We start from the raw sequence: 13,436 nt of genomic DNA, 5'->3' as shown, positions 1-13,436 counted from the left end.
GGCTGTGGGTTTCCTTCGTGTGGCCCCGGCGGGCCGGGTGTGTCGGCCGGTGCCGGGGGAGGCTGTCAGCCTCCCCCGGGGTCCTCGGATCCCGGGCTGGCCATCGCTCTTTTTGGCTGTCGGCCCGAACCCGCATCGCTGCGGTCGGGGCTCGGGGTCCGCGTCACGGAGTGCACTTTCGGTCAGCGAGTGGTCAGTTCGTAGAAGCCTCTGCCGAACGTCGCGGCCACCAGACGGTGGTGTCCCGCGTCGTACTCGATGTCGTCGACCGGTACCTGCGGCATGCCGCGTCCGAGGCGCAGCCAGCGGCCGCCGCTCGTGACGCTGGTGAACACGCCTTGGTCGGTGGCGATGTACAGGATGCCGCCCCGCGCGACGACCAGGTCGTTGACGGGCGCCGCCGGCAGGTTGCCCGACAGGTTCCGCCAGTGCCTGCCGCCGTCGGTGCTGCCGTACACGTGAGGCAGCGCGGAGCCGGAGCGGTAGCCGGAGTGCGTGGTCCAGACCCGGTTCGGGTTCTTCGGGTCGACGACCACGCGGGTCACCCAGGGCCGCCCCTCGGCCAACTTCGTCCACGTCGCTCCGAGGTCCCTGGTGACCCAGACGCGGCCGTCGTCCGTGCCGGCGTACACGGTGCGTCCGTCGCCCGCCGGGGCGATCGAGGTGATCGTGCCGTAGTTGGTGTAGATAGGGTCGGGGCCTGGGCCGCCGGACAGATCATGGCTGATGGGCTGCCAGGTCTCGCCGCCGTCCGTGGAGCGGTTGACGACCTCGGATCCGTAGTAGAGGACCTTGGGGTCGCGCGGGTCGAAGACTACTGGTGTGAACCAGTTGCGGCGCTGGTACGTCGTCCTGTCGGCGAAGTACGTGAGGGTGTCGCCGCCGTCGGTGGAGCGGAAGCAGTTGCCGTACTGGTAGCAGGCGAAGACCTTGTTCACGTCGGTCGGGTCGATCAGGTTCTCCTCGCCGTCGCCGCCGAGGTACTCGTTGAACTTCTCCCCGCCCCAGGAGCGCAGCGAGCCGTTGTCCTGGGAACCGCCGGAGATGCGGGTGGTGTCCTGAGGGCTGATCGCCGCGCTGTAGAGCTGGGTGTACGGCTGGTGGCGGGACTTGACCCAGCCGCCGTCCCCGCCGGAGTCGGAGCGGTAGACGCCGCCGTCGTTGCCGAGGTAGACCCGGCCCGGGCGGCGCGGGTCCCACACCATGGCGTGGTGGTCGACGTGCATGCTCGTGTCGTCGGCCGTCCAGGTGGCGCCGCCGTCCTTCGTGGTCAGCAGTGCGACCCCGGCGACGTGTACGTGCTCGGTGTCGCGGGGGTCGATCCACACCTTGCCGAACCACCAGCCGAAGCTGGACTGTGAGTCAGTGAGGGCCTGGTTGTCGGGGGTGCGGGTCCAGTTGTCGCCGCCGTCGGTGGAGGCGTAGAAACCTTCGAAGGGGCCACTGGCCTTGTTGACGATCGCGTAGAGCCGGTCGCCCGCGACGCCCAGGCCGATACGGCCGACGTCGGAGCCCGCGGCGGGCAGGCCGCCGCCGAGCCGTTGCCAGCTCTCACCGCCGTCGGTGCTGCGGAAGACGCCGGAGCCCACACCGCCGTACGTCCGCAGATCGGGGCGGCGACGTTTGTCCCACAGCACGGCGTACAGCCGGTCGCCGTCGACCACGATCTCGGTGGCGCCGGTGAACTCGTTGGCGCCGGCGAGGATCCGTTCCCAGGTGGAGCCCCCGTCGTCGGAGCGGTACACGCCCCGGTCGCCGCCGCCGTTGTACAGCGAGCCCGCGGCGGCGACGTAGATGCGGCGGGGGTCGGCGGGGTCGATGGTGATGGCGCTGATCGCACCGGAGTCGCGCAGACCGAGAGACGTCCAGGTCCGGCCCCCGTCCCTGCTCCGGTACAGCCCCGTCCCCTCGTATGTGATGCTTCCGCCGCCCGGGTTGGGCTCACCGGTGCCCGCGTACAAGGTGCCGTCCGGGGCGGTGGCGACCGAGCCCATGGCCTGCGTCCGGCTGTCGGGCCACACCGAGTGGAACGTCTCCCCGGCGTCGGTGCTACGCCACAGCCCGCCGCTCGCGGCCGCCGCGTACAGGGTGTCCGTGCGGTTCGGGTCGAGCGCGAGGGAGACGACGCGCCCGCCGATGTTGGTGGGACCGACGCCCCTCCAGCGCCCGCCGACGGCGGGCAGGTCACGGGCCTGTGCCGCGGCGAGGTCATGGGCGTGGCGCGGAATCGACTCTCCTGGCAGGGTCTTCTGGAGGTAGCGGTACTCCGCCGGGGCGGCCGGCCCACGGACCGGTCGGTACACGTCCGGCGGCATGGGCGGGGGAGCGGCGGACGCCGGGGCCGTGAGTAACGCGGCGCCGGTGACCGCGGTGAGAACCAGTGAAAGCAGGCCTCTGCCCATCAGAACCCTCTCCATTGCCATGGTCACTTCAAACGTGACGACCGTACGGGAGGAGGGAGTCGAGCAGAAGGGCGCGAGACGGCCATGGTGACGGGAGGAGCGGTGCGAACGCACGACAGGCGAAGCGACGTCCCGAGGGGTCACGAGGAGCCGACATGACCCACTGCGGTCACCACCTGTCGAGCGCATTGCGCCACAGGTCCGGCGCGGCCGCCTGCAAGGGCGCAGGTAGCGTCACGCGCCGGCGAGCCGCTGTGCCGTGGACCAAGCGGGTTCTCAGGGAGCGGCTTCCTCAGCGGCGAGTCCAGGCGCCTACAGCAGCGTCCCGGCCGTGGTCGGGCCGACCACAGCAGATGAGAAGCAGGCACCTACTGCAACTCCGACGCGCTCGTCGGCCCCCTGGTTTCGTAGGTGGGAGCGAGCATTTTTTGTCGACGGTAATGGGCAACACTGAGCGATCCAACGGCTCGGAAATGTCGATGAGAACTGACAACACCGGAGGGACCCGGGCCGCTCTCAGGTGACCTTGACGGCGAGGCGATGCATGCAGCCCGATTCCGGATCACTGGGCGGGCCATGTTTTCCAGGCTGTCCGTATCTGATCGATGATGGGCCGCCCTGCGGATGCTTTCGAGCACAATGAGCGTGTGACAAACACTGAGGAAGTTGGATCACCGTCCGCCAGCACGGGACTCGCTCTCGGCATGCTGATCGGCGTCGCCATCGGGCTGGCGCTCGCAGTGTCCGTCTTCGACAACATAGCGATCGGGCTGGCGCTCGGTAGCGGTGCAGGCGGAGTCCTCGGTATCACTTTGAAGCTTCCCCTTGATCGTGGACACCTGGAGACTGGGATCTAGAGGTTCCAGAGGAAGTAGCACCAGGTGGGAAGCAAGTATGGAGTACGAACTCCGCACCCCGCCGGTAGCCTGAAACCAGGCAACTCGACTCCACGCAACTCGGGACAGTCCGGAGCCTCCACCGATCCCGGAGCGCTTCATTGTGCTGTTTCCCGTATGAGTCGGCTCGTGAAGCCCACGGCGCACAGTCGCGCGTTCCGCAGGCAAGGGCGGACACTGCTGCCATCCAATCGCAGATCCCTGGTGATGGAGAGGCGCGGAAACAATCTTGCACCTCTGCGGCGTTGTCGATCACCGAGCCGAGGAGGGGAAGAGTGTCGGGCCTGAAGCTGTTCCACACGACGGAAGGCAACGTGACAGAGGTCGCGCCGCGCCTTGCCGAGGTCGAGGCGGATGTGCAGGGTCTCGTCGAGGCGCACATGCAGACAATGCTGGGCGTGCGGTTCCTGGCGAGCGAGTACAGCACCGGTCCTGTGCACGGGGGACGTATCGACTCGCTCGGCCTAGACGAGAACAACGCGCCCGTGATCGTCGAGTACAAGCGCGGCACCGACGCCGGCGTGATCAACCAGGGCCTCTTCTACATGTCCTGGCTCCTCGATCATCGGGATGCGTTTCACCGGTTGGTGCGCGAGCGGCTCGGACCGGCGGTCGCTTCCCAGGTTGTGTGGAGCGCGCCACGGCTCATCTGCGTGGCCGGTGACTTCAACCGCTACGACGTCCATGCCGTTCGTGAGCACCGCCGCAGCATCGACCTGGTGCGCTACCGCTTTTACGGCGCCGAGCACCTGGGCCTGGAGACCGTGGCCTCGGTCGTCGGACAGCCTGTGGGCGCCCGGTCGGGAAGCCGTGCGGCCGCAGCCCCGCGAGCGCGCGGGGGAGCGAGTGGGATGGAGGATCTGGCGGCGGCGGTCGATGAGGTTCTGCGGGGTCTGGGCGGTGACGCGATCGCGGTGCAGCGCCAGCAGTACCGCGCCTTCCGGCGACTTCGGAACTTCGCCTGCGTGTGCACCCCGCGGCAGTCCAAGGTACTGGTGTACCTCAAGGTGGACCCCACACAGGTAGAACTGTCTCCGGGGTTCACCCGTGATGTCACGGGGCTGGGGCACCACGGTACGGGGGACCTGGAAGTGCGATTGCGCACGGACCGGGATCTGGAGCGGGCCGAAGGCCTGTTCCGTCTCGGCTACGCCGTGGCGTAGAGGCTTTATAGCGGCGAGACATCCAGCAGTACCGTGCGGTCAGGACTTTGGCGGTGGAATGGGGCAAGTCCCGGTTCCTGCGACCGACACTCCGCCGCTATAGTGCGTGCCCGATCTGACACGGCAGTCGGCCTGTCCCAGCAGTCACAGTCGACGGCTCTTCGGGAGAGGCTGGTGTGGCGCCGGGGGCGGGGCTGTGGTGTTGGTCTGGCTTGTGTATTGGGCTGCTTGACGAGGGTGGGTCCGGCGGGTGCCGGTTCCGTGCGCGAGTTCTTCGGCGAGGTGGGCGAGGAGGCCGGCGGGGGTGTAGGCGGAGGCGTGAATGGCCCACGTGGGGTGGTTGATGCTGGGGCCGGCCCAGAGGGTCCACGTATCGAGGTGGGTGTGGGGTGTTTGGGCGGCGAAGGCCTCGAATTGCACACCGACGTCTCCCCGGCTGGTCTGCCAGCACAGCCAGCGTCCGTCCACGGTGTGGGTCCAGCCCGCGTCGGTGAGGGGGCGGGCAGCTTCGGTGACGGTTTTGTCGATGGCGGGGCTGCCGATGGCTGGCTCCCAGGCGTCACCGGCGGCGAGAACCGCGAGCAGGGTGTTCAGGACGGGGGCGGGAGTGGAGGCGGTGACGGTCATGTGCCACATGCGGTCGCTGACCGGGGTCTCGTACGCGGCGATGGTCCACTTCAGGTCCCGGGATCGGGCGTTATGGTCGAAGAGGACGCGCAGGGTGAGCGATTCGTGGTTGGCGATGGTGGTGTTGTCGTCCCAGGTCCGGTACTTCTCCCAGTCGTGGTTCTCGCTGAGGAAGTGGTTCAGCACCGTTTCGTGGTCGCCGGGGTCGGCGGCGTAGGCGGGCACTCTTTCCACGTGTGCGTTTGATGGGTCCGGCGTGGTATCGGCTGCGTAGAGGCTGGTGCGGGCGCGGGCGGTCTGCTGTTCGGTGTCGGACATGGGGGCGGATCCGGGGCGTAGGGCGTCGCCGTAGAGACGCTGGAAGGAGGCGAGGGCCTGGGCGGGGGACTCGAGTCTGTCGACGATGCTGCGCAGATGGTTCTCGCCGTGCAAGGAGACGGTCTCCCCGTTGAGGTATGTGGGGGTATTGGCGGTGGTGACGCCTTCGGCGCGCAGGGCGTGGGCGGCCTGGTGGGCCCAGTAAGGCTCTTCGTGGTCGATCCGTGCTAGCACCATCGTGTGCTCGTCGAGGTCTTCGAAGCCGCGGACGGCCAGCAGGGCCTGGGCGGCGCTGCGGTGGGTGCCCGGAGAGCATGGCGGCCATGGCGCTCGCGTGGGCTGGGTGGGTGTCGAAGCGTACGTGGGCGTCGACTGAGGTGTCGGTCATCGAGGTGCTCGATTCAGATCGGGCCTCGGCTGCTGAGACCAGTGGAAACCGGCGGGGTTGGGGTCAGCGGTGGGTGCGTGAGGTGGTGATGGCTGGCCTGGGTGGCGGGCCGGCCCGTGGAGCGGAGGCGGAACGTGCCGGCGTACGGGCTGGTGCGGTGGCTCGGTTCCAGCGGGTGCGCAGGGAGTTGAGGTCGGCCAGGGCGCGGCGGCTGCCGGTGATGAGCTGGTGGGGGGTGTTGGCGGGGTCGTCGGCATAGGTGGTGATCCGGTCGGCGACCTCGTGAGCGCGGGCGAGGAGAGCGCGCTGAAGGACCCTCTCGCCCCAGTACTCGGGGGACCCGGCGGGGGTGGAGATCAGGGCCATCAGGTCGCGGGGTGTGAGGGTGTCGGTGAGGAGCCCGCGGTGCTGAGCTTCGCCGAGGACGGTGACCGGGTCGACCATGTCGCTGCGGTGTACGAGCGCGGTCACGCACTGCCAGAGCGCGCCGTGCAGGGGCAGCGTGAAGTCCTCCGCGCTCAGCCACCGCATCTGCTGTACGTCTGCCGGGTAGGCGGTGGCGGTCGCCAGGAGGAGTCGTTCCTCGTCGAGGTCTTCGTCGTTGCACGCCCGGGTGACGGCGGCCGGTGGCGGGGTGCGGGGGAGAGAGCCAGGGTGTGGAGTGAACTGCCCGGCGAGGTCGTCCAGAACACGGCTGAGGGCATCGGCCGCAGCGAGGGTGGTGGCCGCCGGGTTGGGCAGGGCGAGGTCGGTGGCGGTCGCCGCGAGGCGCTCGGCGTGCCCGCGCAGGATTCGGCGGGCATTGTCGGCGTGGATCATGCTGGCGTAGGCCGCGGCGTGCTTCGGGCGCGGGCAGAACTGGATGAGGACATGGAGGTAGGTGGCGCTCAAGCCGGGAGCGTGGGCGCGGGCTTGTTTCAGGACGGCGTTGAGCCAGGTGGTGTCCTTGGCGTGATCGTTGAGGTCAGGCGGCGGGAGGGCACGGATCGCGGTGAACAGCGCGGCGTGGGTGTGGTTGTCGAAGTGGGAGGCCTCCAGCGTGCCGGTGTCGGCCAGACGCGCGGGTTCCAGGAGCAGGGCGCCGAGGAGAGCCTGCTCGGCGTAGTGCACGGGCTTCGGGGGCGGTACGCGGTCGAGGTTGTCGTCCTCGTCGGAATCGGGTGTGTGGGGCATCAGGCGGCGAGGGTGAAGTCGTTGGGGTCGAAGGGCTTGTTCAGGTGTGGGGCGAGCAGGTGGGCAGCCAGGCGTGGGGGAACGGCGTTGCCGATCTGGGAGAACTGCTGGCCCTTGTTGCCCTGCCAGGGGTAGTCGGCGGGGAAGCTCTGCAGCACGCCCGCCTCCTGCGCGGTGATCCGGATCGCCTCCGGGACGGGCAGTTGCTCGCGGCCCGGCGTTGTGACGGCGGGCTCGGCGACCCACGTGCACTCGTTGGCGCGATGGCCGACGAAGAGCGTGCCGGCCGGTTCGTCGGCCCGGCGGACGGTGGCGTTGGCCTGGTTGTTGCTGCGCAGGGACCACGACCAGCGGTTGACCTCGGCGCTGGACGTAGGGGCTGGCGTAGCCATTGGGTGGGTCTTGCGGGAACCCTGCCTCGCGGATCCGCCGGAGCTCTCGCGCGGAGAAGCCAGAACCGTCTCCGTGTCGAGGCGGGGTGTCCAGGTGCCGCGGGCGCGGGCGTTGGTGAGTGTCTTGCGGGAGCCGGACGGGAAGGGTTCAGGGCCGCCTCCTGGTCCGCCGCCGGCACACACGGTGGGCACGGGACGGTCGGTGGCGCCCCAGCCCAGGGCCTCGGCCATGGACATCCAGCGGGCGCGGCCCGGGCCGAACAGCGACTCTGGCTCCGCCGTTCTCGCGTGGGTGGGCGGTGGGGGTTCGGCGGTTCGTACGCGGGAAGCGAGCAGAATTGCCCGTTTCCGGGTCTGGGGTACGCCGTAGTCGGCGGCGTTGAGGATGCCGGTCCACACGGAGAAGCCCCAGCCGCGCAGGATGGCCGCGTACTGCTTCCACAGGGGCAGGACGTCGGGAACTTCTTCCATGGCCACCCATTCGGGCTCGCCCACGGTGTTGAGGGCATGTAGGTAGCGCATGGGTTCGGCCGCGAGGAGAGAGCGTTCGTCCGCACACGCGCCGAGCAGCTGCTCGCGGGTGTCGCGGCCGGTGGAGAGGTCGGCGACGGCCTGGTGAACGAGGGGCTGGTCGACCAGCCCGAGGCGCTTGCCGGCCATCGACCAGGCCTGACACGGCGGGGAGGCGATCAGCCCGAGGACGCGGCCTGAGAAGACCCACGTCGGATAGCGGGCGACGTCCGTCCGGATCGTCAACTGCCCCGACACGGCACGGGTTTTGCAGGCCCACTCGTCCCATTCCAGGCCGATGTCCCGCGAGCCGAGGACGGTGAGCGCGTGGCTCCAGCCGCCGGGGCCGGCGAAGAGGTCGAGGACGATTCGCCTCAAGAAGCCAGCCCGAAGTCACCCTGAACCGGCTCGGGTCCGGCGCCACGGCAGGCCCAGGGAGAGCAGCCGTCGACCACACCTTGCTCCACTTCGTCCACCGTGGTGGGGCGGTCGTCGAGTTCCTGCTGGCGTGCTGCCCATTCGGCGGCGGTGACGTGGTCGATGGGGGCCTGGTCGAGGGGGACTCGGGAGCGGTGCAGGAACGCCTGCCCGAGCAGCGGGTTGCCGGAGGCGTTGGCGCGGGCGTTGCCCTGGCGGATGGCTGCGTCGAACGCGACCACGTCCTCCCATTCCTCCGGACTCGTGTCCCGGATATTTCTCCACTGTGCGTTTCCGTGAAATGGGCAGCCCAAACAGCTCGATTTTGGCGTATCCGTCAGGCCGATGGACGTCAGGTAGCGGACGCAGTCGGTGCGGGACCAATTGAGGTCGAGGAGGGGGTGGCGGTTTCGCATGTAGCGGACGTCGGCGTCCTTGGCCCGGTGGAATTCATCGGTAGAGATGCCGACCCACTGCTCGACGAAGACGTCCTTCGGGATCCGCTGCGGGTAGGGGTAGCCGAGAATTTCCCGGGCCTTTTTCTTGATTGGCTTTATTTTGTACTCACCCGTGCACTGACGCCTGGTCATGCCCTGCTTCCCGTCCTGGTTGAGGATATAGAGGGGCATGGAGGCGAAGCGGTGCTCGGGATCGAGTGCGTCGTCTCGGATATTCCCTGCGGCGACGCGCAGGATGGGTATGCCTGCGGGCTTGGCTATTTCCCGTTCGAGGCGGTCGAGGTGGGTGTAGACGGCGGCTGGTTCCCAGCCGGTGTCGGCGAATATGGCGTAGTCGACCTTCGGGAGAACTCCCTCGGCGGACAACGCCAGCATGGCGCTGGATTGCACGCCTGCGCCAAGCGAGATGGAGCGAAAGACAGGGGTTGCGGAAATGACGGTTCCTTGAGGGGGACGCTGGAGGCAGGCGACGGTCAGCGTCGGTGGGCGGCGGGGGCTGTGATGAAGTGCCTCGGAGGATCCGGCGGCCAGAGCTGGGTCGCGGCGGGTGGGAAGGCGACGCCGGAGAGGTGCTTGAGAACGGTCAGCCCGAGCGGGGTCGCCGCCAGACGCTGACCTATGGCCGAGGCGGGGTGGGCGTCGAGGTCACGGTGGGCCAAACCCTTGCGTTCCAGGGCACGCCAGGTGGTGATCGCGACGCGCGTCGAGGCATGGGTGTCCATGTAGAGCGAGCCGTTCTCGCGCTGCCTGATCCGGCTGGGCGTCGGGCGAGGACAGGGGGTTCGGGGCATGTCTCCAGACAGCGGCGTGAATGGGGTGGCGGCGTGTGACTCGGGGTGTCCTGCTGTGACGAAGGAGAGTGCTGAGGAGCTGGTCAGCGGATGATGCCCGCAGGACGTGCAGGAGCCGGTGGCTTCGCGACTACGGCTGTGGTCGGTGGCGTCGTACGAGCGGGTGTGTGTATCTCCAAGGCCCGGTGGCCAGCGGCGGTGACACTGATGTTCTGGAACTGGATCGGACGGTCCCAGGAAGAGATCGAGCAGGCGCGTCGGGACTGGATGGAAGGGACACGATTCGGGGAGGTAAAGGGGTACGACGGGGATCCGCTGCCCGCGCCCGAGCTGCCGCCGACGCCTTTGAAGCCGCGGGGAAGGGTCCGTTGACCTGCGGAAACAACTGATCATTCGGTGCTGGGTGGGTGACGTGCTGTCGGTGCTGTCTCCCGCTCGGCGGCCGCTCGCGGGGGAGCAGGTGCGTGTGCCGCAGCTACGGTTTCCGGCGCTGGGCGGTTTCAGGGTCTGGCTGTCTGTGGGCGGCTGTGGCGGGACTCTTGCTAACCCTTTGCTAACGCTACTGACGCGTCATCAGGTGCCGTCGGTGGCTCGTGTTCTACCTTTGCGGGTGTGGGGTGGTCATCGTCGGCTGAGTGGTCACCGGATGGATTCCGACTTGGCGGGCGACCGAGTTGCACCCTGGTGTCAGGACCTGGCGCTCGGCCTGTCGTCTTGTAGCAGTTCCACAAGGCGTGAGTGTCTGTGGCAGTGAGCGCTCTCGGTGCTGCTTGCCGGAGGGGGATGCCGTCTCGGATTGTTCCCGGCAGGTTCTTGGTCTGCTGGTGGTACAGCGCAAGCAGCTCGCTGACCTGCGGATATGGCAGCCGTGGGGACGTTGCCGGGACCGCCGGCCCGGGACTGGTCCGGATCTTGACTGATGCCGATCTCGGGGCGGCGGCTCTGTTGGAGTGGCCGCATCCGCCTGCCCTGCGTTGACGGTCCCACCTGGCACATGTCGTAGAAGCCGTCCAGGGGCGTCCATCCAGTCCTATGCGGACATGTATGTCCAGTTTCGGGATCCTGTGCCGGAGGGTGTCCATGGGGTTTGTGACTCGCGCGTGACACCTGACAGCGCGACGCAGCCCCGCTGGCCTGCTTCGGCGGGGCCTGCGTCGTGCGGTTGTGCCGAACGCCTGGCGGCGTCCTCGAAGCCTGCGGTCCGCGGGCGCGGACTCCGGTGGGCGAAGCACCCACTGCCTCCGCACGGCGTGCACGCGCGGCCGTCGTGGAGATCCGCGCGCAGCTTCCGGCGCCGTCCCTGTGGGTGGCCCACATCCATACCGGAGCCTGAGCGGTGCCGTCAGTCACCGCCTCGAGCGTTGGGGGGAAAGCCGACGAGAGTCTCGGCCAGCAGCTACAGGCATTGTGGCCAGTCTCTGGGGAAGTCAGCCAGAGCCGGGTCCGGCTTCCAAGCAGTTTCCTCCGCGATCGGCTGCTGGACTGCCTGGCCGTGTCAAGCGTCAGCATCACGTGGTGGTACCTGGTTGAACACGGGAGGCAGGTGAGCGAAGCCTCCGTCCTCGGTTCGGTAGTGGACACGGCTACGCAGAAGTCGGCCGGGTGAATCGCGACTCGGACGATCTCGCGGGATATCCTTTGCCGTCCCTTCCAGCCACACGATTGTCTCGTCGCGTTCGGCAAGCCACTTGTCGAGCCAGGCTGCGTTTACCGTGAGCTGGTTCTCGCCTCCGGCAAACACGTGATGCACAAAGGCGACAGGGGCGCCGTCTGGATCTCTCCACACGCGGCGGCCGTCCCAGTGCAGAGAACCTGGTGCCGGGCCGAAGAATTCAGGTGCGAGCATCACCACGGAAGGGCTGGGTCCTGGGCTGGTGGTGTACTCGCCGATGATTCGGCGTGTGGGCACGCGGGTCGCAACTGAGAAGTGAAGTTTCCCCGTGATCTTGGACACTCGTTCGTTATGCCGCGAGGGCGTGTTGGTGCCGCTGTCTGGTCTCGGCCGGTGTGAGGCTCCGGACGACAGGGCTCCCTGCTCTCGGTCGAGAACACGGCAGGGGTCGCCAACCCCGGAGGCGAGACGGTATGACCACCCACCGATCGTGCTCCCTCAACACACCATCCTGCGATCAGCGAAAGAGCCACGCGCATGACTGACACGCTCACCGCTCCCTCAGGGGAGTCGGCAGTCCTGGAATCCGTCCCTCGTGGCTTCCTCGCCCATGATTGGCAACCCGCCGCCGGAGGTCGCACCTTCGAGGTGCGCAACCCCGCAACCGAGGAAGTCATAGCCGCAGTCGCCGACTGCAGCGCACAAGACGCGTTGAAGGCACTGGACGCGGCGGCCGCGGCCGCCGACCAGTGGGCTCTCACCAGCCCGCGGGACCGGGCGACCGTCCTGCACCGGATCACCGACGCCCTGATCGAACACCGTGAGCGTCTGGCCCGGATCATCACCCTGGAGATCGGCAAGACGATCACCGAAGCCCGGGGCGAGGTCGACTACGCCGCAGCCTATTTCCGCTGGTACGCCGAGGAGGCGGTCCGCCCGCACGCGCGCAGCACACCCTCCCCCGACGGCAAGAGCCACATCGTCACCGTCGCCGAACCGGTCGGTCCCTGCCTGCTGATCACCCCGTGGAACGTTCCGCTGGCCATGGCCGCCCGCAAGGCCGCCGCCGCCCTCGCCGCAGGCTGCACCGCCGTACTCAAACCGGCCGCCCTCACCCCGCTGTCCTCCCTGATACTGGGCGAGCTGGCGCGCGAGGCCGGCGCGCCCGCGGGTGTCCTGACCGTGATCACCAGCAGCGACGCGGCGGCGGTCACCACGGCTCTGCTGGCCGACCCCCGGCTGCGCAAGCTGTCCTTCACCGGGTCCACCCCGGTCGGCAGGCTGCTGCTGCAGCAAGCCGGTGCCCGGGTGCTGCGCACCTCGATGGAGCTGGGCGGCAACGCGCCGTTCCTGGTCTTCGACGACGCCGACCTCGACCTCGCGGTCCGCGAAGCGATGATCGCGAAGATGCGGCTCGGCGGCCAGTCCTGTGTCGGCGCCAACCGGTTCCTGGTCCAGGAGCCAATCGCCGACGCGTTCGCCGCCGCGCTGGCCGAACGCATGGCCGCCATCCGGGTGGGCTCCCCGGACCTGGAGGACACCGAGCTCGGCCCGCTGGCCGACCACCGCGCGGTGGACAAGGTCCGCCACCTCGTCGAGGACGCCGTGGCCCGTGGTGCCGTCGTCATCGGCAAGGCGGACATCCCTGACGGGCCGGGCCACTACGCGGCCCCGACCGTGCTGGACCACGTCCCCTCCGACGCCGCGATCATGCACGAGGAAGTCTTCGGACCTGTCGCCGCCATCCACCGGTTCTCCACCGAGGCCGAGGCCATAGCGGTGGCCAACAACACCGAGCACGGCCTCGCGTCGTACCTGATGACATCCCACATCGACCGCGCCCGTCGGGTCGCCGCCCGGTTGCAGGCCGGAATGGTCGGCATCAACCGCGGCCTGGTCTCCGAGGTCGCGGCACCCTTCGGCGGAATCAAGCAGTCCGGCCTGGGCCGTGAGGGCGGACCGGAAGGCCTCCACGAGTACCAGCAGCTCAAGTACCTGTCACTGCCCGGCTTCAACACCTGAGCAAGCCGACACGAGCGCAGGGCTCGCCCGCGTCCTGGCCGGGCAACGCAGTGACCGGGGTGATGATCCGTTCCGCGACGGCCACGAGCGGCGCGGCCAAGTCCGCCACGGGTGGCCGCCGGTCTCCGGCGGTGCCCTTGATGTCGCCGGCCTGGCCGCCCGGACGAATCGTCGCCAGGAACGGCGCCGTGAAGTAGTTCCCGCCGCTGGCGCCTGCCTCGCAGTGCCTGGTCACCGACGGCAAGGGGCATCCTGCAGAAGCTGGGT

The 13,436-nt window shown here is 68.7% G+C and carries 10 protein-coding genes and 1 pseudogene; 4 read left to right on the top strand and 7 right to left on the bottom strand.

The features are described from left to right. Positions 1–182: 182 nt before the first annotated feature. A complete protein-coding gene (locus CES90_RS48075; RefSeq protein WP_208921741.1) occupies positions 183–2,402 on the bottom strand; it encodes a VPS10 domain-containing protein in 2,220 nt (739 codons plus the stop codon). 647 nt (positions 2,403–3,049) lie between these two features. Between CES90_RS48075 and CES90_RS48070 the strand changes: the two genes are divergently transcribed. Together CES90_RS48070 and CES90_RS48065 are read left to right on the top strand one after the other, a co-directional pair. Next, positions 3,050–3,259, top strand: coding sequence for a hypothetical protein (locus CES90_RS48070; protein WP_208921739.1), 210 nt, complete (start codon positions 3,050–3,052; stop codon positions 3,257–3,259). A gap of 314 nt (positions 3,260–3,573) precedes the next feature. Further along, positions 3,574–4,461 (top strand): DUF5655 domain-containing protein, encoded by an 888-nt coding sequence (locus CES90_RS48065; protein ID WP_055540937.1) that lies wholly within the window; start codon positions 3,574–3,576, stop codon positions 4,459–4,461. A 144-nt stretch (positions 4,462–4,605) separates the two neighbouring features. Here CES90_RS48065 and CES90_RS48060 read toward each other — a convergent pair whose 3' ends face one another. The 5 genes from CES90_RS48060 to CES90_RS48040 form a co-directional block, all read right to left on the bottom strand. After that, positions 4,606–5,643 (bottom strand): DUF317 domain-containing protein, encoded by a 1,038-nt coding sequence (locus CES90_RS48060; protein WP_055540936.1) that lies wholly within the window; start codon positions 5,641–5,643, stop codon positions 4,606–4,608. A gap of 214 nt (positions 5,644–5,857) precedes the next feature. Further along, on the bottom strand, positions 5,858–6,967 hold the full coding sequence (locus tag CES90_RS48055) for a DnaB-like helicase N-terminal domain-containing protein (RefSeq protein WP_208921737.1): 1,110 nt from the start codon (positions 6,965–6,967) through the stop codon (positions 5,858–5,860). Further along, positions 6,967–8,238 (bottom strand): DNA cytosine methyltransferase, encoded by a 1,272-nt coding sequence (locus tag CES90_RS48050; RefSeq protein ID WP_055539380.1) that lies wholly within the window; start codon positions 8,236–8,238, stop codon positions 6,967–6,969. Before CES90_RS48050 ends, CES90_RS48055 begins: the two co-directional genes overlap by 1 nt. A gap of 5 nt (positions 8,239–8,243) precedes the next feature. Beyond that, complete coding sequence (locus CES90_RS48045; RefSeq protein WP_055539379.1) at positions 8,244–9,119, bottom strand: adenine nucleotide alpha hydrolase family protein; 876 nt, start codon at positions 9,117–9,119, stop codon at positions 8,244–8,246. Positions 9,120–9,217: 98 nt separating this feature from the next. Next, on the bottom strand, positions 9,218–9,535 hold the full coding sequence (locus CES90_RS48040; protein WP_208921735.1) for a hypothetical protein: 318 nt from the start codon (positions 9,533–9,535) through the stop codon (positions 9,218–9,220). Between the two features lie 204 nt (positions 9,536–9,739). Here CES90_RS48040 and CES90_RS48035 point away from each other — a divergent pair. Together CES90_RS48035 and CES90_RS48030 are read left to right on the top strand one after the other, a co-directional pair. Next, a pseudogene (locus CES90_RS48035) lies at positions 9,740–9,907 on the top strand (pirin family protein); the annotation flags it as partial. Between the two features lie 1,777 nt (positions 9,908–11,684). Then, on the top strand, positions 11,685–13,169 hold the full coding sequence (locus CES90_RS48030; protein WP_189788300.1) for an NAD-dependent succinate-semialdehyde dehydrogenase: 1,485 nt from the start codon (positions 11,685–11,687) through the stop codon (positions 13,167–13,169). Here CES90_RS48030 and CES90_RS48025 read toward each other — a convergent pair. Beyond that, positions 13,159–13,404: a hypothetical protein gene (locus CES90_RS48025; protein ID WP_189788299.1), complete on the bottom strand. Its 246-nt coding sequence runs from the start codon at positions 13,402–13,404 to the stop codon at positions 13,159–13,161. The two genes, CES90_RS48030 and CES90_RS48025, sit on opposite strands and share 11 nt — an antisense overlap. Positions 13,405–13,436: the final 32 nt, after the last annotated feature.

The sequence above is a fragment of the Streptomyces capitiformicae genome (assembly GCF_002214185.1).
Taxonomy (GTDB): domain Bacteria; phylum Actinomycetota; class Actinomycetes; order Streptomycetales; family Streptomycetaceae; genus Streptomyces; species Streptomyces capitiformicae.
This window is presented reverse-complemented; position numbering and strand designations above follow the sequence as displayed.